This window comes from Paenibacillus sp. URB8-2 (assembly GCF_013393385.1).
Taxonomy (GTDB): Bacteria; Bacillota; Bacilli; order Paenibacillales; family Paenibacillaceae; genus Paenibacillus_AQ.
The window spans coordinates 1,865,677-1,888,533 of the sequence record NZ_AP023239.1; the positions used below are offsets into that span (position 1 = coordinate 1,865,677).

Consider the following 22,857-nt stretch of genomic DNA (forward strand, 5'->3'; position numbering starts at 1 on the left):
CAAATTTTCACTCGGAAGATATAGATGGGAAAGCCAGAGGAGACTTCTATGGATTTGGATCAAGAGTTATATAAAGACAGCGCAGCTCTTCTGGATGGGGGCGTCCTGCTCTCTCCGGAAGAGCAAGCTGACGGCAAAGGGATGCTTCTTACGCAGTGGTGGTTCAAACCCGCAGACCGGGAGGAGGAATGGTCGCCGATCAAGGTGCCCTCCTTCTGGGATCTTCCCGAGCAGTACGACCATTCCCGAAACTGGAAGCAGGTGCATGAGGCATGGTACGCAGCCGCCTTTACGTTGGCGGATCGGGACAACGTAAAGAGATATGAACTGCATTTTCGGGGGGTATCGCAGCTTTGCCGTGTTTATGTGAACGGACGGTTTGTCGGTGAGCACGGGGGCCGTTACACCCCGTTCTTCTTTGATATTACGGATGTCTTGGAGGATGAAGGACGGCAGATCGTGCATGTCTTCGTTCAGGACGGCACCGCCGCTTACGATCCGGAAACGGATGCGCTCTTGTATCAGGTCGGCGTAATGCCGGTCAAAGACAAAATTCCCGACCCGATGCTGCCCGATCATCCGTATTTTGGCGGGATCTGGCAGCTGGTTTATATCCGGGCGAAGCATCCGGCGCATATAACCGCCTGCAAGGTCGAAACGTCCTGGCGAAAGCGCGAGGTCACCGTCCGGCTTCACACGAGTCAGGCCTTGACAGAGACATCAAGATTGGAGATCCTCATCCGCCATTATAATGGAAACCCTGAGCGCCGCACTGAAGAAGAAGCCGTGAAGAGGCTGGTTGTGGACCTTTCCGTGGTCAGCACCGAACCGGGGGCGGAGCTTATTGTGAGATCGCCGTGGGAGGATGCGGAGTACTGGAGTCCGGGGCATCCCCATCTCTATGTGCTGGAGGTGCTGCTGTATGAGGGCGATCTGCTGGCGGACCGGCACCGGGAACGGTTTGGGTTTCGCGAGTTTTGGATCGACGGCGGCGATTTCTATCTGAACGGTGTGAAAACGCGGCTGTTCGGGGATTCCTTCAACATGGGGATTCAAATGCTCGGCAGCTTCTCCAGGCGGGATTATTTAGAGCTGTTCTACAGTACAATCAAGCAGGAATTGAACGTCAACTGCATTCGGGTTCATGGATTAATCGGCCCGGAAATCATGTTCGAGGTTGCCGATGAAATCGGGCTGCTGATGATTGACCAATCGGGCATTTGGAGTGCGGGCGGCGCTCATTACAACAGGGGCGGCGAACGATTGCTTGGTCATCTGGAGACGGAATTCGAGGAATGGGTAAAGCGCGACTGGAATCACCCCAGCGTCATTATATGGGATGTGGAGAACGAACAGGTTCGCAGCCAGCATCAATTCATGCCGTGGGTCCGAAAGCTGGACGACCTCGTATTGCGGCATGATGCCACCCGGCCGGTTCAGCACAGCGGGGCGGGTTCGATGGCGGGTCACAGCGACATCTATCATATTCACCATCATGAAACCTATACGGCTTTGTGCGAAGCCTGGAGCAAAGTCAGGGACAAGCCGCTCGTGCTGGGCGAATGGTGGAGCGGGGGGAAGGCCGGGCTGCTGCGGAGCATGACGGGGGTGGACTCTCTTGATTATTCCGAGTATTCCGAGAGAATGGGGAAGTTTTATCACGAGCGGATTATGGAATGGCGGAGCTTCGGGGTATCCGGCGTGATGCCGTATCACTGGCTGATGGACGCGTTCCTGCCGATCTTCCCTTACCGTCATCGGCTGTTTCTGAAGAACTCGGGAGAGATGGAGCCCGCGCCGGATTTCGCTTCCCCCTACGGAGATGATCCCAATGTCCCCAAGGAACTGGTGAATCCGGGCTGGGATCCGGACCGTTGGAGTTACCGACTCAATGAACCGATCGCCAAGGGATTCGGGGAAGCTTTTGCACCCATCGCCGCTATGTTCTTGGAGAAGTGGTCCCACGTATGGAGTGGAGAATGGGTTGAGCACACGGTGCTGGTCATGAATGATTCGGAGGAACCCGCGGCGATTGAAGCCGAGGTTGCGGTCCGGTCTGGCCGAAGCAGAAGGATCGTTCAGCGGGTCATACTGGAGCTGGCTCCCGGTGAGCACCGGAGATTCAGTGTCACTTTTGAGGTCCCGGCGGTCAATGACGTTCAATCGCTGGAATGGGAAGCGGCTCTGGCGCTGGGCGGCAAGCAAATCTATACCTGCCGAAAAAGAGTCTGGGCTTATCCGGCCAGAACGCTGCCGGAATTAAACGCCCGCCTGGGACTGATGGGAGAAACGCAGGAATTGACCGCGGAGAAGCTTCGGGCTTCGCTTGTCCGCTCCATGGAGGATTTGCAGGAAGTGGATATTTTGCTTCTGGGGCCGGGCGCATCCGACGATTTGACTGCGGAGGAAGGCGAGATCCTGAACGGCTGGATTAGCCGGGGAGGGAAGCTGCTCGTTCTGGACCAATCGAGGCCCAACTGCTGGTTCCCCCTTCCTTTGGGCTTCACTTCCGTTTTGACGGGGCTGCCGCTGGCCTTCCGGGGAATCGGCAAGCAGCCGGAGCCGGACCGGTCCAACTATGCCAGCCGTTACGCGGCGGTGTATGCCAAGGGCCATCCGGTCTTCCGGCATGTGGAGGGCGCCGCAGTCTCCCATTGGCGGAACGGGGACGGCCGGGTGGTCGACGACACCCTGCTGAAGCCCTTCGCCAACAAGGATGCCGGCACGGCCAACCTGAGGGTTCTGGCCGGGGGGAACCGGCAGGACTATGCCTCGGTCCTGGAATGCGCTTGGGGGGAAGGCCATGTCATCTTCTCCCAATTGAAAATCGCGGATAATTTGACGATTGATCCGCAGGCGACATGGCTGCTGTACGACATGCTGGCCTATCTTGCGGCCAGCCCGGAGCGCCCCTTCCGGGAGAAGGTGGTGGTGCTCGGCGCCTCGACCGGGGAGCTTCTCCGGCAGCAGGGGGCTGCCGCCGTCATTTTGGATGAAACGGAGGACCTGGCTCGATTGATCCGCGAGGGCCATTTCAGCCGGCTGGTGATCGGCCCGGAGACGGAATGGACTCCACGGCTAGAGGAGGCGGTTTCCAGCTTGTCCGGAACTTCGTGCGAGGTGCTGCTACTGGAAAGAAAGCCCGGAGCTGTCACCGTGTTTGGGAACGAATTTAAGGTGCTGGAGGATACTGGGGATTACAATGGGCTTCACTTCCGCACCGGTCATTCTCTGGTATGGGGACTGAACGGGATGGACTGCGAAGCGGCCCGGGGACCTTTTGTCCGCTATCCCCTTGAAGTGCACCGGAGGGAAATCATTCAGCATCCGCTGAAGGGAGAGCCCTTCTGGCCGGTGGCCGATGTGGTCACCAAGAGCAAAGGGAACTGGTTCATCCATCTCCCAGTTGCCGTTCATGGCTATGCCGCCGTGCAGCTGTCGATCGGGAAATGCACCTTGACCGTCTGCCAGCTTCCGTTAACCGAAGGGTCGGCATACGCCCGCTATATGCTGAGAACGCTGCTGACCAATTTGGGAGTGAAACTGGAAGAAAGCAGGGAGAATCTTCATCCCGCGATTCGCGCGCAAAGGGCCGAGGATATCCGCATCGACGGCCATTTGGAGGAATGGGTGTGCGAGGTCGGCGATCCGAATCTCACGAAGTGGAAGCGCAGCGAGCCCATTGTCCTCGACAGCCGCTCCGTTTCTTTCGGTGCAGTGAAGGACAACAGCGATTGCAGCGGGATTTTCTATGTGATGCATGACGACCGGGAGCTGTTCATAGCCGCCCATGTTCTGGACGATTCCCTATGCGTTTGGAAGGGCGAGGATGCGGACGCGATTCAAGGCGACGGGTTCGAGCTTATCCTGGGCGGGGTGCATCTGCAGGCTTATCTCACGGACGGGCAAACCTTGTCTGTCCGCAGACGGAAAGCCGGAGACGACAAATGGTCATGGGTTCCTGGAGCGCGAAGCGCGTGGAAGCGGATGGGGTATAAAGATTTTCATTTCAATCCCGACATCGACTGGATCAAGGGCGGTTCGGCGTCCATCCCGCTAAGCGGCTATGCGTTCGAATTGGCGGTGCCTCTTGAGCTGTTCGGCTGGAAGGAAGGTTATCCCGAGCAGGCTGAATTTCAACTGCTGCTCAGGGACGTTGACGATGCTGAAGAAGGAGTGAAGGCGGAGCTGTCGTTTCCGTGGTCGCGGGGGACACAGCATTCGGCGGCACAGTTGATTTTTGCGGAATAAGGAACATTCATAGCGAGGAGGCCAACCGATGACTGAACCGACAGATATGCCAGATCACCCGGATAGGCCGCTGCTGCCGAACATCATCCTGTTCATCCCGGACCAGTGGCGAGGCAAGGATACCGGCTGCCTCGGCAATCCCGTTATCCATACCCCCCACACGGACGAATTGGCGAAAGAAGGGGCAGCCTTTGCCAATTGCTATGCGCAGAGCACGGTGTGTACGCCGAGCCGCTGCTCGTTTATGACCGGATGGTATCCGCATGTAAGAGGCCATCGGACGATGCATCACATGCTTTCGCCGGACGAACCATTTTTACTGAAGCAGTTGAAGGAGCAAGGCTATTACGTCTGGTGGGGCGGGAAGAACGACGTCGTTCGTGTGGAGGAAGAAGAGAGCGTATGCTCTTTTCGATTCCGTACAGACCATTCGGCGGTAGAGGACTTGAAGACTCCCGCGGTGAATCCCGGCCACCGGCTGTTTTATTCGCATTACCGCGGAAAAACAGGAGATCGCCCGGTCAGGATTGAGGACGACGCGCTGGTCGATGGAGCGGTTCGCTTCTTGGAGAACGCCCCTCCCCAGCCCTTCTGCCTATGTCTGACGCTGCATAACCCGCATGTTCCGTTCCAGGTGGACGAACCTTACTACTCCATGTACGACCGCGGCGGGCTTCCGCCGATCATCCCCCGACCGGAGGACGGGGCCAAATCCCGGCATATGCCGCTCATTCGGGAGCGTATGAATCTTAATGCGCTCGGCGAAGACGATATGCGGGAAATACTCGCCGTGTACTACGGTATGATTACCCGGACGGATGCCGCGCTGGGACGGCTGATGGCCGCGCTGAAAGCAAGCGGGCATTGGGACGACTCGGCGGTGTTCGTATTCAGCGACCACGGCGAGTATGCCGGCGATTACCATATGGTGGAGAAATCGCAAAACGGCTTTGAGGACGACTTGACCAAAGTCCCGCTTATCGTCAAATATCCATCCTGGATTCCGGTTGCGGAGCGGAAGCAGCCGGTAGACGAACTGGTTGAATTGATCGACGTGTATGCGACGGTGGCTGAGCTGGCCCGGCTGAAGCAGCGGCATACCCACTTCGGGCGATCGCTTGTGCCGGTCAGCACCGGGCGGGCCGAGAGCCACCGGACGGAGGTGTTTTGCGAAGGAGGGGCGCTTGCCTTCGAGCCCCATACACATGAGCCGCCGGTCAGCCGGGAGAGAGTATATTGGCCGCGGCTCAGCGCGCAGTACGATGACCGGGAATCGCACGGCAAAGGCGTCATGGTGCGGACGAAGGAATGGAAGTTCGTGAAACGGTTGTACGAGGGCGATGAGCTGTATGATCTTACCGCTGATCCGGACGAGCTGCGCAATTTGGCCGGCGATCCCCATTATGCGACGATACGCAATGATATGTTGAACCGGATCGCGCTATGGTATATGGAAACGGCCGACGCCGTTCCTTATGAGCCTGTAATGCACAAGCTGGAAGGGAGGCTGTAACGGATGACGCAGACCAAACGGCCGAATTTGATTATTTTTATTGCCGATTCGTGGCGGGGCAAGGATGTCGGTTACCTCGGAAACAAGGTGATCCGAACGCCCCATGCCGATGCGCTGGCCCGCGAAGGCGTCGCCTTCTCCAACTGCTTTGTGCAAAATACGGTTTGCACGCCGAGCCGCTGTTCGTTCATGAGCGGGCGGTATCCGCATGTCAAAGGGCACCGGGTGCAGGAGCATAAGCTGGTGATCGCCGATGACGATCCGGTCATCCTGAAGGAGCTAAAGGATCAGGGTTATTATATTTGGTGCAACGCCGTCCCTCCGGTGAAATCCGGCGATATTCACGAATGGTGCTCGGAATTGTACACCCCGGAGCCGGGCAGCTATGAATCGAATTCCGGTCCCGTTATGGATGCGGGCGACCCGCTGTACTACTCGTTCTACCGCGGCAAGGCAGGGGATAAGGAAATGTTTACCCGCGACGACGCGATTGTGCAGGGCGCCATCGACTTTTTGGCAAGCGGGCCGCCGGAGCCCTTCTGCTTGTTCATTACTGTAGCGTCGCCCCATCCGCCGTTTCGGGTGGAAGAACCGTATTTCTCCATGTACGACCGCGACAAGCTTCCGCCGATCATTGCCAAGCCCGAGCCCGGCACGAAGTCGGCCTTCCTGGACAGAGTGCGGGAGCGGATGGGGCTTGAGCGGCTCAGCGAAGACGAGCTCAAGGAAATTTTGGCCGTTTATTACGGCATGATCACGAAGACGGATGCTTCGCTGGGCCGTCTGACCGAAGCCGTCAAGCAAAGCGGACATTGGGACGACTCGGCAGTGTTCGTCTTCAGCGACCATGGGGAATATGCCGGCGATTACTGCATGGTGGAGAAGTCGCAGAATGACTTTGAAGACTCTCTAAGCAGAGTTCCGCTGATCATTAAATATCCGTCATGGATTCCGGTGCCGAAGCGGGAGCAGCCGGTCGATGCGCTGGTAGAGCTGCTTGACTTTTACGCTACGGTATCGGAGCTTGCCGGGCTGCCGGAACGGCATACGACGTTCAGCCGCTCGCTCGTCCCGGTCAGCACCGGCAAGGCGGAGGGGCATCGCCAGCAGGTATTCTGCGAAGGAGGGGGGCTCGTTTACGAGCCGCATACCCACGAGCCGAACGGCCTGCGGCCGGGCGCGCTGTACTGGCCGAGGGTTGGCGTGCAGAACGATTATCCGGAATATCACGGCAAGGTCGTTATGGTCCGAACCAAGGAATTCAAGTATATCAAACGACTCTATGAGCGCGATGAGCTGTACGATCTGGAGAATGATCCGGACGAGCTGCACAATTTGATCGAGGATGAATCGTATGCGGATGTGCGGCAGGATATGCTGGAGCGGCTGGTTCATTGGTATATGGAAACGGCCGATGCGGTGCCATACAGGCTGGACCCGCGAAGAGCCGGGGAGAAGCTGCCCGTATACGCGAACGAAAAGAGACGAGGAGAATCATGAAAGCAAAGCCCAATATCATCTATATCTATGCCGATGACCTTGGGAGAGGAATGCTGAGCTGTTATGGGCAAAAGCACTTTGAAACCCCTAATATCGACAGATTGGCCGGGGAAGGGATACGTTTTACCCATGCTTACGGCTGTTCTTTTTGCGCTCCTGCCAGAGCCAGTCTGATCTGTGGAGTCCACGATGTTCACGCCGGCCGATGGACCTTCACCAAAGCGGGCGTCTACAAGGAATTGGATAAAGGCATGATGACGCTCGAGCAAGTGTATGAATTGATTCACAACACCGGAATCCAGAGCGGGCCGGACGATGTCTATCTTCCGCAAATTCTCAAACAGGCCGGATATGCCACCGGACAAATCGGCAAGCTGGAGTGGGGGTTCGCAACGACCGGCTACGAGATCGCGAAGCATGGCTGGGATTATCATTTCGGCGATTATGACCATCAAAGATGCCACGGCTATTATCCGACCTTTCTTTTTGAGAACGGACAGAAGGTGGACATCGAGGGGAATACGCTGATCGACTGCGGCGCTAGACGAAGCGCTTTTGAAGACGGTGAAAGAATCGATATGACGGGCAGACGGATTTACTCCCAGGATTTATACGATCAAAAGCTGCTCGAATATATCCGGCAGCACCGGGATGTCCCGTTCTTTCTGTACCATCCGTCGCAGCTTCCCCACGGGCCGGTATTTTATCCGGATATTCACCCGTCGGTGGCGGATAATCCCGAGCTTACGGATATTGAAAAAGAGTTCGCGTCCATGGTGCTGCGGCTCGACCGGACAGTCGGATTAATCTTAGATGAATTGGACGCCCTGAACCTTGCGGAGGACACCATTGTAATCTTCAGTTCAGATAACGGCCATACGCTGGCGTATTCGCAGCCCGGAAGAACTTCGGGACAAGAGCTGCTCAGCGGCAGGCCCATCGACAATATTCAGACCAAATTTCACTCGGATACATGCGGTGACGTGTTTGACGGCAATGACGGCATGGCCGGACTGAAGCTGACAAGCTGGGAAGGGGGAGTGAGAATTCCCTATCTGATCCGCTGGCCCGGTACCATCCAGCCTCACAGCGTCACGGACCGCTTGATCGCGAACTATGACCTGATGCCGACTCTGGCTGAACTGGCCGGTGCAGAGATGCCGGGGAATAAAGACGGTGTTTCCTTTGCCTCGCTTATTAACAATGAAGCCGGCGCCTTCGCAGGACATGAATATGTGGTTTATGCCAGTTATTTGGGACCTGCGATTGTCACGGGGGACGGATGGAAGCTGCGGTGCGTCGTCCATACGGATAAATATAAGCTCGGCCCGTTCGGCGCTTTTATCAACCAGATCGACGATGCGGTGGAATACCAGCTTTATCACATTAAGGAGGATTACCGCGAGGACAACAATGTGGCAGAACAATATCCGCAAAAGGTTCTGGAGCTTAGACAGAAGCTTGTCAAGGAATGCGACGGCAATCTGTTGAACGGAACGCCGCAGGCGCACTTTGCTTTTTACGGCAATTATGAACCCATTTAGGAGGAGAACCAATGAATATTAAAAAGGTTATTCCCGGCATGCTGAGTCTTGCGCTGGCATCCGCTCTTGTCCTCGCCCCATCCCAGACCGACAAGGCTGATGCGGCTGTCGTCAATTATTCGCTTACCCTGTCCGACACCAATGTAGGCACCACTCCGAGATTTTTGGGGGAGAATGTGACAGCGATTGGCGGTCTGACCGATTCGGAAAAAGAGTGGATTAAGAACAGCGGCGCCAACACGGCCCGGATCTGGTTTAATGATTTTGATTTTGAGCCTGCCAACGACAATGGTCCTTATGGAAACGGAGTCAGCAATCTGACCAGCTTTAACGCAGCGAAAAATGCGGTCATAAGTAACCCGGCGAACAATACGTACATCAATTGGAATGCTTTTGATACGGCTTTTGATGATAGTCATACAGGGATAGACAACGTTCTGGGCTTCTTTCAGGCCAACGGCATTACGCCGCTTGCTGTTTTGCGCACGGATGTTGAAAGCAACGACCCCGATGGCATCTGGCTGCCTTCTACTCTAACTGGTTGGCAGGATTACTGGGAATGGTGGGAATACTGCTTCGCGATCTCCTACCATCTTTATCATGATTATGGCTTCTCGGAATTTGAAATCGGCAATGAAGTGAATTTGGATAACCGGTATACTCCGCAGGAGTATGCGATATTGCTGCAATACGCCAATGATGCGATTCAATCGGCTGTGCATGCCGTCAACCCGACCGCTACGCCAGGCGTTTCACTCAGCGCGTTCGGAGCCAATGTGTATTTGAATCCCACGGTGGGATCGTATTTATCCGATGTACTGAATGCGAACGGCACAGGAATCGATTCTTTGGCCGCAGACAACTATTCAAATTACGTCAGCTACCACAACTATCAGAATCCGGACAAATTCAATAACGGCGGCTCAAATCCCGATCCGGTCTATACGATTACCGGCATCCAGGATGCAATCGCAAATAATAACCCGGACGGTAAATATGAGAATTTAATGATCACCGAAGGCAATTTGAAAGTTGGAGACGTCAACCCGGATGATTATAACAACAACGCGCTGCTGGCTAAACTGGTCATCCAATTAGTAAACAGAGGTAAAAGCGAGGCGGCAGGTTCCAGTTATCTCCGTGGCTTCTGGAAGTTCCGGTTTACAAGCTCTACCGTTACCTCCACCTTCCCGGATAATGGCTCCACGGTAACAACGCCGGCTTCCACACCGGAAATTGATCATGCGCATCAGTATTATTTTACCTATAACTTGATCACCAAAGCGCTGAAGGCCCGGAAAGAGGTAGTGTCGGCAACAACCACGCTGCCGCAAGATCAGGTTATCGTAACGAAGGATGATGATTATTATTACATTTTAAATACCAACACGAGCACAACGGATTCGCAAAAAATTACCGTGAATACCTCCGGGATCGGCATAACGAATGCTCCGGTGTACATTATGGGCAGCAGTCCCGTTAACCAGGGAAAGAAGTGGGAGAACCAGATTACGAACGGAGTACTGACGCTGAATGTGAATGCCAACGCCGTTGTGCTTGTTCGTATTCCGAGAAACTATGTGGCCAAGACCATCTCTTCAATCAGCATTTCGCCATCGTCATCGATTACGGTCAATCCGTACGGAGCCAGAAATTTCACCGCCACAGCACACTATACGGATGCAACAACGGCGGATATTACGGACCGGGTGGCCTGGGCTTCCTCGAATAACGCCAATGTCAAAATGCTGGATACGGGATTGGCCTACGGCCTGACGAGCGGTACGCAAGCTACAATTACCAGCAGCTATCAAGGGGTTACCTCAAATGCAGTGACGTTCAGTGTGAACTAGGACCCTAATTCCGAATCATGTTATGGGAGGAGTCAGCCAAAATGAGATTAATGAAGGTATCGGTTATCGCACTCGTTATCGTTACCGCAATATTCGGGTCAAGTTCCGCGGAGGCGGCCAGTGTCTCCTTCGAGACGCCCGGAACCTTGATTGGCAGCTTTAATACGGATCTGATCCATGAGTCGTCGGGACTTGCAGCCAGCCGTCAAAATGCCAATGTCCTCTATACGCATAATGATTCCGGAGATATTGCCAGATTCTTTGCAGTCAACACTAGCGGCAATCTGCTGGGTATTTATCAATTGGATGGCGCGACTGCAACAGATTGGGAGGATATGGCCGTAGGGCCGGGGCCCGTAGCCGGCGTGAATTACGTCTATTTAGGGGATATCGGGGACAATTCGTCCAACCGCAACGGCACGACAAGACCGAATGTTGCGATTTATCGCACACCTGAACCAACGGTCAGCAACCCGCCAACCCCTCCAGATCCAACGGCTGTTACCACTCAGCACATCAGTTCGGCCAACTGGGAAAAAATCATTCTGCAATACCCCGGCGGGCCGACAAACAGTGAAGCGCTAATGGTTGATCCGGTGACAGGAGATTTGTTCCTGGTCATGAAAGAGCATACGGACGGAGACCCCGCTCTGAAAAACCGGGTGTGCAAGGCGAGCAAGGCAAGCCTAGACGCTTACGCGGATACAGGGAATGTATTGACCATGACGCAGGTTGCGCTGGTTACTCCCCGTCTCAACTCCGTGCGGACCGTCGGACCGACAGCCGCCGATATTTCGCCCGATGGCAGCCTGATTCTTATTAAAAATCTGGAAGAAGCATTTATCTGGCAGAGAAGCCCGGGAGAAAGCGTCGAGTCGGTACTGGCGGGCAATGAGGTTGCCCCAATTTATGTCCCCGTTGCGGTAGGGCAGACGCTGTCAGTTGGCAACGGAGAGGCGGCAACGTTTGCGGCGGACGGGAGCAAATTTTATACCGTGACCGAAGGCGGCAATCATTTTGGCTATTTTAATAAAAGCGTCTCATCCTCAAGCGACCTTATCATAACGCATACGGACACACCCCCGACAATTGACGGCTCATGGACAAGCGTGGATAACTGGGGAGATGCGGCGGCATACCAGACGAATAACGTGATCAACGGAACGGTAACGAACGATACGGATTTAAGCAGCAATAACCGGATTCTATGGGATTCCGCGAACCTGTATCTTTGGCTGAACGTAACGGATGATGCGAAGACCTATGATTCGGGCACAACCACCTCAGCGGATGACAGCATCGAGATTTATATCGATGGTGACAACAGCAAATCCGCTACATACGGACCGGATGATTTCCGTTACGTGTTCCGCTGGAACGACCCGGCAGTCTATGAGAAAATACACGGCGCCACCACAGGCGTTGCCTTCGCAACGAGCAACAACGCTTCCGGATATAAGGTGGAAGTGAAGATTCCGTGGTCCACTTTGGGTGTCAGCTCGCCGGCAGCCGGTAAACAGCTCGGGTTCGAAATCCAAATCAACGACGATGACGATGGAGGTGCGCGTGACGGCAAAAAAGCCTTCTACGGCACCGATGACACGGCCTGGCAGAATCCAAGCAAATTTGGGACTGCCGAGCTTCAATAAGATCTTTTTAAAATGAGGAGTTAGAATGAAAAGGGAGATTGCCCGAGCATATGAATGACACGAGACCCAATATCATTTTTATCATGAGCGATGACCATGCCGCCCACGCCATGAGCTGCTACGACAGCAGAATCAATCAGACGCCGAATCTTGACCGGATTGCTAATGAAGGAACCCGGTTCGATAATTGCTTTTGCACCAATTCGATTTGTGCTCCAAGCCGCGCTACCATTCTGACGGGACTCTACAACCATATTAACGGTGTTAAAACATTGCGGGACAGCCTGGACAACCGGATAACGACCTTTCCATCATTGCTTCAGAAGGCGGGCTATCAGACGTCCATTATCGGCAAATGGCATTTGGGCCACGGGCCCGAGAACGATCCGGCGGGATTCGATCATTGGAGTATTTTTCCCGGTCAGGGGAGCTACTTCGATCCGACATTTATTGAAAACGGCGTGGAGAAAAAAGTAAGCGGGTATGTGACCGACGTGGTGACGGATTTATCCATCGATTGGATGAACGGACGCGACAGGGAGAAGCCGTTCCTGCTGCTGTGCCATCATAAGGCGCCGCACCGCCACTGGCTGGTGGATGAGAAGCATGCCCATCTCTATGAGGATACCGATATTCCGGAGCCGCCGACTTTTGACGATGATTATTCGAACCGGTCCAGGGCGGCAGCTGCAGCCAGGATGACCATTGAGAGGGACATGAATGAGAAAGATTACAAAGCCCCGCTGCCTGCCGGTTTAACGGAGAGAGAGCTCAAAAGCTGGAAGTATCAGCGTTATATCAAAGACTACTTGCGGTGTATCGCTTCCATTGACGATAACGTTGGCCGGATTCTAGATTATCTCGATGAGGAGGGGCTAACGGACAACACGATAGTCATTTACACCTCGGATCAGGGATTTTTCCTCGGCGACCATGGCTGGTACGATAAGCGGTTTATGTACGAGGAGTCCCTGCGTATGCCGTTTATCGTGCGGTATCCGAAGGAAATCAAACCGGGAAGCACAGTAACGCAAATTGCGGTGAACGTTGACTTTGCGCCAACCCTGCTAGAATATGCCGGCGTCCCTGTTCCTGAAGAGATGCAGGGTTACAGCCTGCGTCCTTTGCTCAGTGGAGAAACGCCCGGAAACTGGCGCACGGCCATGTACTACCGTTATTGGATGCATCTGGCCCAGCATAATGTATGCGCCCATTACGGGATCCGCACGGACCGGTACAAACTCATTTATTACTATGGCGAGGCATTGGGCGCAACTGGAGCCATTGATGAATCCTGGACGCCGGAATGGGAATTGTTCGATTTGGAGTCCGATCCGATGGAATTAAACAATGTGCACGCCAATCCGGCTTACTCGGAGGTCGTCAAGCAATTACACGAGCATCTGGATAGCCTGCGCAGAGAAATCCGGGATTTGGACTAGCCGCCCGCGAATTTATGGTGGCCCATATCGCAACGATGAGATAAAGTATCTACAAGAGACGATTTAAGTGACGAGGAGGGTGAATAATAATGGGCTGCGGTATCGCAACACTGGAACATCGGCATGTAGGCGTGATGTGGAAGACGGTTTCGGAGGACTGCAACCTGGCCTGCGATTACTGCTATTACAGTACATGCGGCGGCAAGCCGGGACCGAAGATCAACCGGATTGATTCCGCCATTCTGGAGAAATTCATTAAGGAATATATGGCCCGTTCGCGGGGAGCAGCTTCTTTTGCTTGGCAAGGAGGCGAGCCACTGCTGGCGGGCCTGGAGTTCTTCGAGGAGGTCGTGTCGCTTCAGGCCCGCTACGCGCCGAAGGGGACAAGCATCGGCAATTCCATTCAGACGAACGGTACGCTGATTAACGACCGCTGGGCGGCATTTTTTAAAAAATACAATTTTCTGGTCGGCGTCAGCCTGGACGGTCCTGAAGCTATTCATGATGCGCGGCGGGTGGACTCGCGCGGGCAGGGCAGCTTTCACCGGGTAATGAAGGGAATTGAGCATTTACGGCGGCATAACGTGGATTTCAACATCTTGTCCGTGATTCACAAAGGCAATGTGGGACAAGCGGCAGAGATCATGGCTTTCTTTGAACAGGAAGGCTTCAGCTACGTCCAGTTCATTCCTTGCATGGATTTCCGGTCGCAGGAGCCGGACAAGCCGGGTGTTTACGATATTACGCCTGCGGAATACGGCCGATTTTTGCGTGAAGCCTTCGATTATTGGTATAACGAAGGAAATCCGCGGATTTCCGTGCGTTTTTTTGACAACATGCTGGCCGGTTATACGAACCGGGAGGCGGAGCTGTGCATTCATCGGGCCGAGTGCCCGACGACGCTCATTCTAGAACAGAATGGGGACGCCTATCCGTGCGACTTTTTTATTTCTCCGGAATGGAAAATCGGCAATGTGGCGACACATTCCATTGAAGACCTTCTGAAGCATCCGTTGTACGATCGTTTTCTCGGGATGAAGCCTGCGCTCCCCGAGGGCTGCCGAAGCTGTGAATGGAAAAGTCTCTGTCATGGCGGTTGCCCGCGCAACCGGGAATGGGGAGCGGAGCTTGAAGCTAAGGGCAGAGATTATTTTTGCGCCAGCTATAAGGAGATTTATTCGTACGCGGACGAACGGATGAAGCAGCTTGGAGACAGCGTCAGAAGCAACCTGTTCCGCCAGAACGTGCAGTATCACTTAAAAGGAAAGCTCCCGGGCCGCAACGATTCTTGCGCCTGCGGCAGCGGCAAGAAATATAAGCAGTGCTGCTTGGGACTGGTGACGCCAATTTAAACTCGGCAGGTGTTTATACAAAGTCCGTACAATATCGCTATTGCAACATACTCTTTAAACAAAAAATCGCGGCCCTGGAGGCCTCGATTTTTTGTTGTTTTATATAGTTTTCCATATTTTATTCACAGCAGTGCACACTTAATTCAAGAAGTAATACTTCATTATTAATAAGGAGAATTCAAAATGGATGGTTTTACTAAAAAGGAATGGATCGATTATTTAAATAAGCTTCAAGATAATGAAAGAAAAAAGATGGCTTCATCAGGGTTAAACAACTGGACACTATTGGTTGCGGTAAGTGGTATTTCATACCCTTTAGTTAAACAGTTTCTAAATATTGATTTTTTTAATCGCTTTACACTATTAGGGTTTGTGATATCACTTAATATTTTGATTTCATTATTTGATGTTATTAATGTTGAGTTTAGGTTTCGTAAAGTATCCCATTATAGAAAAGCGAACAGTAGTGATTTGGGCAAACTAATTAAACATATAACTAATGTGTTTGAAACATTTGCTATTTTTATATCTATTATTTTTAATTTGGTGGCTTTGTTTGAATACCCGGAATTTACTATAGTGTTTGTTGTTTTTCTTTTTAGATATTGCCAAAATCTTATTAATACTCTTTTTGGTGATAGAATTGTTAAATATATCGAGAAGAATAAGGGAAGTCAAATACAGAATAAAGATGGCTATCCGACATTTATACATCGTATTATGCTGTATGGGTTCTTCATAATTAGTTTTATTCCTTTAAAATATACGAAATCAATAAATCATTCAGAGGTAATATCTCAAGCATTCATTAATGGTCTATTTTTGCTTGTTGTTCTGGTACTTCTATTTTTGTTATTGAAAATTTGCATTAAGAAACTCAAAATAGCTTGGCTCGAGGAAATGGAAAAACAGGTTGTTTTTGATAAAATTGAACTGGGAGATATAAAGCAAACTCTTGAATCTGGGTATTTTAGTATTGTTTCAATAGAGGATATTTTTTAAGTTGGGGCGTAGATTTTCAAGAGTATTCCTATGCATTAAGGATATCACCTTCAACCGGTTCATCGGCGGTATGGACCACGACTGGAACGATCCGTCGGTGCTTCTCGCAATCGGATGCGCCGGAGAAGATTATTATATCGTTGAAGAGGCCTATGCCCAGCACGTGAACGTACTGGTTGTTAGCGACAGCGGAGAACTTGAAGATTGTCTGGTCAAGCGCTACATAGAAATGGACGCCAAATACCATTTCGAAACGATATGGGCGGACCCATCAGAACCGGAACGTAAATAAGATCTTCCAGTCAAAGAGGCGGATAACGCTATAGGGCAAGGTATTCGCGAGGGATCGACGCTTTACAAGGGGAAAGCCGGAACAGGGAAGCCGAATCTTTTCGTCAACCGTGAATGCAAGAACGAAATCAAGGAAACGGAGAATTACAAATGGAAAGAGCGGGATGGACAACAGCAGGAAGAACCCGAGGACAAGAATAACCATACTCAAGACTCAAAACTCAAAACGTTATGCTCTTTATAATGAACGAAACGTAGATACGGGTTATTCTTTTGGTTAAGAAGGTAAATATTCCTTTGTGTCGAATTAGGAAGACTGGAGGGATATTATGGATAATGGAGATAAGAAATGCTTTATAGTCACACCTATTGGTAATGATAATTCCGATATTAGAAGAGCCGCCGAGGGAGTTATAGATGCAGTAATTATGCCGACTCTAATAGACCTTGGATTTTTAGAGTCTAACATTACAGTTGCTCATCGAATGCCCCAGCCTGGATCAATCAATAAGCAAGTGATTCAGAGAGTGCTATATGACGATCTAGTAATTACCAACCTAACCGGATTAAACCCGAATGTAATGTATGAATTAGCCATTAGACATGCAGCCAGAAAACCTGTTGTACAAATATGTGAAGAAGGAACAAAACTACCATTTGATATCGTTGAGGAACGAACGATATTTTATACAGATGATATGATGGGAGTTACTCAACTTCAAATCAAATTGAAACAAACAGTTTTGGAAGCAATAAAAGACGAAGTGCCCGACAATCCGTTGTATAGAGTTATTGAGGGTGCAATAATCCAAAAATCAGAAATCAGTAGTGTAGAAGAATATATTTTAAGAAGGTTGGATGGAATCGAACAAGCAATTGTATTAAACACATCAAATACACACGCTCCAAACTTAAATAAATTAAACAATTCTAAAACAATGCGGAACCAAAAAGTATTTTACTTTAAATTTGCAGGCAACGAGATTACTACAGATACAATTGAAACGATTCTTAAGAGGGCTATATTAAATTCAAACAGATATGCTGAATTAATAAGAGTAAGCGAGGTTGTAGTACCTGATGAAATCTCTGAAGGCAAGCGAGTGTTCATAATTTACATATACGATCCTACTGGCGAGACATCAACAAAATTTATTCAACAATCTTTATTAGAGTTCGTGACTGGGTTTGAAGTAATGGAAACAGCTTGAGTTAATTCCGTAGTAACTTCACAACAAACCCATGCTATATTGTAAATAGAAGAATATGAACGAAAAAGAAGGTCGGGAAACTTTTCCTAACCTTCTTTTAATTTATATAGAGTATTTTCTATATATTAGTTCAATCGTTTCTCTGTAGCTCATGCCTTTAAAATAACACTCCAAATATTTGTTGTATTTTTCACGATCATGTAAACAGCAGTATACAAGCCAATTATCCAACAAACTGAGATACCTAACCATTTAACTCACTCCTCTGGTGACTTCAATTATATTGTTTCCATTATCGAAAGAAATTAACAGAAATGAGGTGAAAAATTGGGCGTAAGACAAAGGATCATTCCTTGGTTGGAAGTAGGACGGACAAAAAACGAGCCTGATCGGCAGAACGAACCATTCTCACAGTCGTTTGGTTGGTGGACCAGAAGCGGAAGTAAACAGTCTGTTCCTAAGAGAACACCGGCAAATCTTCGAACGCTGAGTGAATCTTCAGTATCTCGTCGGGCAATAAACCTTATTAAGGATGGCATTACAAAGTTAAACTGGTCCGTGGCGGCCGTTGACGAAAACGACAACGAGAAATACCGCGATATCTGCAAAATCATTGAGTGGTCACTGCATAAGCTGAACCCCGGCGACTCCTTTCGTTCGTGGCTTGAGCAGATTATCGAGGATATGCTGGTCGCCAGCGCAGGCAGCTCTGAGATTCTGAAAGCAGGCGATCCACTGCGTCCGTTTCGAATGTATCCTGTCGATACTTTCTCAATAGAGCTTTATCCGCAATGGGATGGAAAACCAGTTTCCCTCAGTTCCTCTGCTAAAGCCAACGGGTGTATCCGTTAATTAGGTTTCAGGATATAATATTGAACAAAGGAGCTGATGAACATGTACCTCGAATTAAAGGATAAAAGCGGGAAAGTGTACCGTTCCTTTATAAATGACAAACAAAAGCCTGTCATTATTATTAATGGCACAGAGTATGAAGTATCGGGATTGATTCCTTCTCAAGAAAGCTCGGATGCTCTTACAGCATCTCAAATTGCCGAGCTTGATACTGACCCGGTCATCGAAGAAATGATCAAGCAGTCCAAACATGAGATAAAGCGCGGTTTAACATTTTCCTCAAAACAAATGATTGATATGATAAAAAACGGAGAACTTTAAATGGAAGTAGTCTGGAGTAACCGCGCGGCTAAAAGTTTTTCCAAGATAGAAAGTATTCATTTTTCACAAGAGGAGACGACAGCATATAAATTAAAGCTATTACAACGAATTGAAGATAAAGTGCTTCGTTCAGGAAAGCAGTTCCCTTCCAGAACTTATGAGAATACCTATTACATTCGTATTGATAGCTATATTGTTTCCTACGAGCCGTCTTCTGATGGCTCTAAATACATAATAACTGCGTTTAAGCATGGCAGACAAAACGATAAATATTAAAATGCTTGACGAAGTAAATCTTAAAAGTCTTAGCCCCGAGCCAAGGCCGTAGCTTCGCATTTATGTTTTTTCTTTTTCACGGGGGTCTGTCCACCCAGCCCCCGCCTCCCGCGTGCTTATTGAAGCACCAGTTCACCAAAAAACCCGCTTTGATGGTAATCCGGCGAGGCTGAAGCGACCCGGTTCCAGCACCCGTAATGAGGAATTGGCGTTTCGTCTCCACATTTATAGAAGTTGCCCCGGAAGGCCCGGCCGGACTCTGCTCTGAAACCGTGAAACCGGGTTTGCAGCCAGTCAAAAGGAATGGAGAACGCCAGCTCCCAATACGTGTCCCCGCTGTGTTTATCAACTTGGTTAACCGCTGTTTCGATTTGAAAAATCGCCGGAGAATCCGAAAGGGTAATCCGGTCCTCCCGTCCTTCACCTATCTGCAAGAGAATAGTCCCGGCAGCATTAAACTCGAAGTTAAGATAACGGGGGTCTGAACCGGGAAGAGGCTGTATGAAAAATTCGACGCAGCTGTCTGTGTAGACCGGATCATTCTGCTCGTGATACCTGACAAGCGGGTCCTTTTCAAAAGTCTTGAAACGGATGTGCAGCCGCTCGGTTGTGTAATACAGCCGGACCTCGACCTTGGGGGTATACCCGTTGTCAAGCCAAAGATACCGGTCAACGTCAAGCGGGGAAATATCCTTCCATTCTGTTGAACCTGAATTCCTGGCAATTGTGTACAATCGTGTTTCGTTCATGGCAGGCGCCTCCTTTTGGTGGATAACAGAGTAAAGTGCGAAAATGGGCCTCATATAGCCTCATCCAGTTAGCCTCACAAAATCCGGGAAAGCTTGCGGTACGCTCGGGGGGAAATACCCTCCTGGGCCGAAAAGGTTCTGCTGAAATAGTGGATATCCGGATAACCGACCCGCTCCCCAACCTTCTCAATAGGCCAATCTGTTTCCCTGAGCAGCTTGCGCGCTTCCCGTTGCCGGATGGAACGGAGATACTCGCCCGGAGGCATGCCGGCAATCTGACGAAACAATTTGGAAAAATGGTCCTCGTGCAGGTTCATCAATGCGGCCATCGACCGGTTGGTCCAGCCTGCGGCGGGCGCGGCTTCGATATCTTCCATCAGCGTCCGAATCCGTTCACCGTGCACGGATGCTTTAGCCAGACGGCGCGAGCTTTGCGTGCGCAGCAGGGAAGTCAGAATGCCAAGCATCAATCCCCGGCAGACCAGCTCATAACCGGGCGGGCGCATCGTAAACTCCTGCACGAGCTGTTCCATGGCATGGACGCACTCGGGAGGCGGCGAATACACCGGATCTTCGGATAAGGGTAAAAAGGGTGCAGCTACCGCTTCCACAGCGAATTTTTCAGGAATCACTTCCTCTTCATTGACCACCATATCTTCTTCGCACAAAATACGGGATTCGCCGAAAAAATCAAAATGGATGCCGAGCAGCTTCGCGGGAGTCGTTGAGATCGAATTCTGATGATAGACGCCGGGAGCAAGAAAAATTAGCTGGCCGGGCGTCAGGGAATGAAGCGTTCCATTCATCCTTGTCGTCAGTTCCCCTTGGCGGACATACAGCAGCTCGAAATCATACAGCCTTCTTTCGGGAAAGCTGCAGGGCTGGAGGTTTTGAAACTGGGCGTAATGGATGCCTGGCGACCACTCACGGTATGGCGTTTCTCTTTTCAGGAAATGCTCTCTTCCATGCATTGTTAGACCTCCCAAAGTAAATGGGGAAAACAAAATATTTAGACCGGAATAATGCAAAAAATATCTTTTTCCCCTAAATAAATTAAATTTTAAATCTAATATACTATAAATAAGATAAGGGAAAAAGCTGAAAAAAGTCTGATTTCTATAAAACGGAAAATAACAAAAGAAGCTGAGGGTGATCAAAGTGAAAAAAGGGATTAACATTTGGTCGTTCCGTGAAGGAACGCCTATCGCGGAATGTGTTCGTTTGGCTAAAGCGGCAGGATTTGACGGAATAGAATTATCGCTGAATGAGTCCGGTGAAATGGGGATGCAAACGAGCGAGAAGGAAGCGCGCGCACTTCGGGAGTCGATCGGCGAGGCGGGTCTGGAGATTGCGGGACTGGCTACGGGACTGTATTGGTCCTACGCGATGACCAGTGAATCGGAATCCAACCGGACCAAGGCGATGGATGTGTGCAAGAAGCAACTGGAGCTGGCGGCTGTTCTTGGAGCCGATACGATCCTGGTCATTCCGGGTGCGGTCGGCGTGGATTTCATCCCGGGCTGCGAGGTTGTCGATTATGACAAAGCTTACGACAGAGCGCTGGAGGCAATCGGAAAGCTGGCGCCGGAAGCCGAGCAATTGGGCGTTTCCATCGGCATCGAGAATGTATGGAATAAATTTCTGCTGTCCCCGCTTGAAATGCGCGGCTTCATTGACGCGATCGGCTCCCGCTTCGTAGGCTCGTACCTGGATGTGGGGAATATCGTTCATTCCGGCTATCCGGAGCAGTGGGTGCGGATTCTGGGCGACCGGATCAAGAAGGTGCATTTCAAAGATTACCGCCGGGAAGCGGGAGGCCTGCACGGGTTTGTGGACCTGCTCGCCGGGGATGTGGATTATCCCGCTGTCGTGAACGCCCTTCGGGAGATCGGATACGACGATTATGTCACAGGCGAGATGATTCCTGCTTACAAGCATTATACGGAGCAAATTATCTTCAATACTTCCGCGTCCATGGATGCTATTTTGGGGCGTTCGAGTTATTAAATCTAAGCGGGAGTGTGAGAAATGCTTAAAGTAGGACTGGTAGGATTCGGTTTCATGGGCCGGATGAACTTTGATCATTACGTCAAGCTGAATGAAGACGGCTATCCGATCACTCTGACGGCGGTCTGCGACCCGCGGATTGAAGAATTGAAGGGCCAAAAGGCAAACGGAAATATGAACACGGCCCGTGAAGTATACGACTTGTCCGCCTATCATCTATATCGAGATTTGGAAGACATGCTGGCAAACGAGGAACTGGATGCCGTCAGCCTGGCGGTCCCTACGTATCTGCATGCCGAAATGGCTTGTTCGCTGATGGAACGGGGCTATCATGTATTCTGTGAGAAGCCGATGGCCCGGCATTCGGCGGAGGCGCTGAAGATGGCGGAAACGGCGGTGCGGACCGGGAAGAAGCTGATGGTGGGCCATTGTCTCCGGTTCTGGCCGGCTTACGAATATTTGAAGGAAAAGATAGAGAGCGGAGAATTCGGCCAAGTTACAGCGGGCTATTTCTACCGGGGCTCCGGCGCGCCGAAGGGCTGGCTGGTGAATGATGAGCTGAGCGGCGGCTGCATGATGGATATGCATGTCCACGACACCGATATGATTCAACATCTGTTCGGGAAGCCGGACAAGGTTTCGGCGCTCGGGCGGAATGTCCTGCCGGGGAGCGGGTACGATATCGTTTCCTCTCATTATCACTATAAGGATGGAAAGGTAATCAACGCGCAGGCAGATTGGACGCTGGAGGGGGATTTTGGCTTTTATATGGGCTACCGGGTCAATTTCGAACGGGGCAATATCGTATTTGACGGCAGTACGGTCAAAGTGAATCCGAACAGTCAGCCCGGCTTTAAGGCATATCTCTCTCCGCATACGGGCTATTATCGGGAGTTGGTTTATTTCTTGGATGCGGTTCTTCAAGATAAGCCCGTTAGCGTTTGCGCGCCGGAAAGTACGGCCCAGTCCATCGAAATTATTGAGGCTGAAATGGAATCCGCCCGGCATGAAGGGGCATGGGTTACACTTTTTTGAACGATATCA

18 protein-coding genes are annotated in these 22,857 nt (G+C 51.0%); 16 read left to right on the forward strand and 2 right to left on the reverse strand.

The features are described 5' to 3' along the window. The first annotated feature begins 48 nt into the window (after nucleotides 1-48). From PUR_RS08560 to PUR_RS08625, 14 genes are all read left to right on the forward strand, one after another. Nucleotides 49-4,251, forward strand: coding sequence for a glycoside hydrolase family 2 TIM barrel-domain containing protein (locus tag PUR_RS08560; RefSeq protein WP_179034883.1), 4,203 nt, complete (start codon nucleotides 49-51; stop codon nucleotides 4,249-4,251). A 28-nt stretch (nucleotides 4,252-4,279) separates the two neighbouring features. Next, nucleotides 4,280-5,764 (forward strand): sulfatase family protein, encoded by a 1,485-nt coding sequence (locus PUR_RS08565; protein ID WP_179034884.1) that lies wholly within the window; start codon nucleotides 4,280-4,282, stop codon nucleotides 5,762-5,764. Nucleotides 5,765-5,767: 3 nt separating this feature from the next. Next, nucleotides 5,768-7,264: a sulfatase family protein gene (locus tag PUR_RS08570; RefSeq protein WP_179034885.1), complete on the forward strand. Its 1,497-nt coding sequence runs from the start codon at nucleotides 5,768-5,770 to the stop codon at nucleotides 7,262-7,264. Further along, nucleotides 7,261-8,808, forward strand: coding sequence for a sulfatase-like hydrolase/transferase (locus PUR_RS08575; RefSeq protein ID WP_179034886.1), 1,548 nt, complete (start codon nucleotides 7,261-7,263; stop codon nucleotides 8,806-8,808). The genes PUR_RS08570 and PUR_RS08575 overlap by 4 nt, the downstream gene beginning before the upstream one ends. Nucleotides 8,809-8,819: 11 nt before the next feature. Further along, nucleotides 8,820-10,661: a glycoside hydrolase family protein gene (locus PUR_RS08580; RefSeq protein WP_179034887.1), complete on the forward strand. Its 1,842-nt coding sequence runs from the start codon at nucleotides 8,820-8,822 to the stop codon at nucleotides 10,659-10,661. Between the two features lie 41 nt (nucleotides 10,662-10,702). Next, nucleotides 10,703-12,310 carry a sugar-binding protein gene (locus PUR_RS08585; RefSeq protein ID WP_179034888.1) on the forward strand — a complete coding sequence of 536 codons (1,608 nt, stop codon included), beginning with the start codon at nucleotides 10,703-10,705 and terminating at the stop codon, nucleotides 12,308-12,310. A 50-nt stretch (nucleotides 12,311-12,360) separates the two neighbouring features. Then, nucleotides 12,361-13,752 carry a sulfatase family protein gene (locus PUR_RS08590; protein ID WP_179034889.1) on the forward strand — a complete coding sequence of 464 codons (1,392 nt, stop codon included), beginning with the start codon at nucleotides 12,361-12,363 and terminating at the stop codon, nucleotides 13,750-13,752. An 89-nt stretch (nucleotides 13,753-13,841) separates the two neighbouring features. Then, the gene (locus tag PUR_RS08595; RefSeq protein ID WP_232101774.1) at nucleotides 13,842-15,104 is read left to right on the forward strand and encodes an anaerobic sulfatase maturase; all 1,263 of its coding nucleotides are present in this window, start codon (nucleotides 13,842-13,844) and stop codon (nucleotides 15,102-15,104) included. A gap of 183 nt (nucleotides 15,105-15,287) precedes the next feature. Further along, a complete protein-coding gene (locus PUR_RS08600) occupies nucleotides 15,288-16,106 on the forward strand; it encodes a hypothetical protein (protein WP_179034890.1) in 819 nt (272 codons plus the stop codon). Nucleotide 16,107: 1 nt separating this feature from the next. Next, a complete protein-coding gene (locus PUR_RS08605) occupies nucleotides 16,108-16,398 on the forward strand; it encodes a hypothetical protein (protein WP_179034891.1) in 291 nt (96 codons plus the stop codon). Nucleotides 16,399-16,726: 328 nt separating this feature from the next. Then, nucleotides 16,727-17,608 carry a hypothetical protein gene (locus PUR_RS08610; protein ID WP_179034892.1) on the forward strand — a complete coding sequence of 294 codons (882 nt, stop codon included), beginning with the start codon at nucleotides 16,727-16,729 and terminating at the stop codon, nucleotides 17,606-17,608. A gap of 327 nt (nucleotides 17,609-17,935) precedes the next feature. Further along, nucleotides 17,936-18,460, forward strand: a complete 525-nt coding sequence (locus PUR_RS08615; protein ID WP_232101775.1) for a phage portal protein — start codon at nucleotides 17,936-17,938, stop codon at nucleotides 18,458-18,460. 42 nt (nucleotides 18,461-18,502) lie between these two features. Further along, complete coding sequence (locus PUR_RS08620) at nucleotides 18,503-18,781, forward strand: hypothetical protein (RefSeq protein ID WP_179034893.1); 279 nt, start codon at nucleotides 18,503-18,505, stop codon at nucleotides 18,779-18,781. Then, on the forward strand, nucleotides 18,782-19,057 hold the full coding sequence (locus tag PUR_RS08625; protein WP_179034894.1) for a type II toxin-antitoxin system RelE/ParE family toxin: 276 nt from the start codon (nucleotides 18,782-18,784) through the stop codon (nucleotides 19,055-19,057). Between the two features lie 116 nt (nucleotides 19,058-19,173). Here PUR_RS08625 and PUR_RS08630 read toward each other — a convergent pair whose 3' ends face one another. Beyond that, nucleotides 19,174-19,806: a carbohydrate-binding family 9-like protein gene (locus PUR_RS08630; protein WP_179034895.1), complete on the reverse strand. Its 633-nt coding sequence runs from the start codon at nucleotides 19,804-19,806 to the stop codon at nucleotides 19,174-19,176. 74 nt (nucleotides 19,807-19,880) lie between these two features. Beyond that, nucleotides 19,881-20,777 (reverse strand): AraC family transcriptional regulator, encoded by an 897-nt coding sequence (locus tag PUR_RS08635; protein WP_179034896.1) that lies wholly within the window; start codon nucleotides 20,775-20,777, stop codon nucleotides 19,881-19,883. Between the two features lie 187 nt (nucleotides 20,778-20,964). Here PUR_RS08635 and PUR_RS08640 point away from each other — a divergent pair, with 187 nt between their 5' ends. Together PUR_RS08640 and PUR_RS08645 are read left to right on the forward strand one after the other, a co-directional pair. Beyond that, the gene (locus tag PUR_RS08640; protein WP_179037815.1) at nucleotides 20,965-21,813 is read left to right on the forward strand and encodes a sugar phosphate isomerase/epimerase family protein; all 849 of its coding nucleotides are present in this window, start codon (nucleotides 20,965-20,967) and stop codon (nucleotides 21,811-21,813) included. Between the two features lie 21 nt (nucleotides 21,814-21,834). After that, the gene (locus PUR_RS08645) at nucleotides 21,835-22,848 is read left to right on the forward strand and encodes a Gfo/Idh/MocA family protein (RefSeq protein ID WP_179034897.1); all 1,014 of its coding nucleotides are present in this window, start codon (nucleotides 21,835-21,837) and stop codon (nucleotides 22,846-22,848) included. The last annotated feature ends 9 nt before the right edge of the window (nucleotides 22,849-22,857 follow it).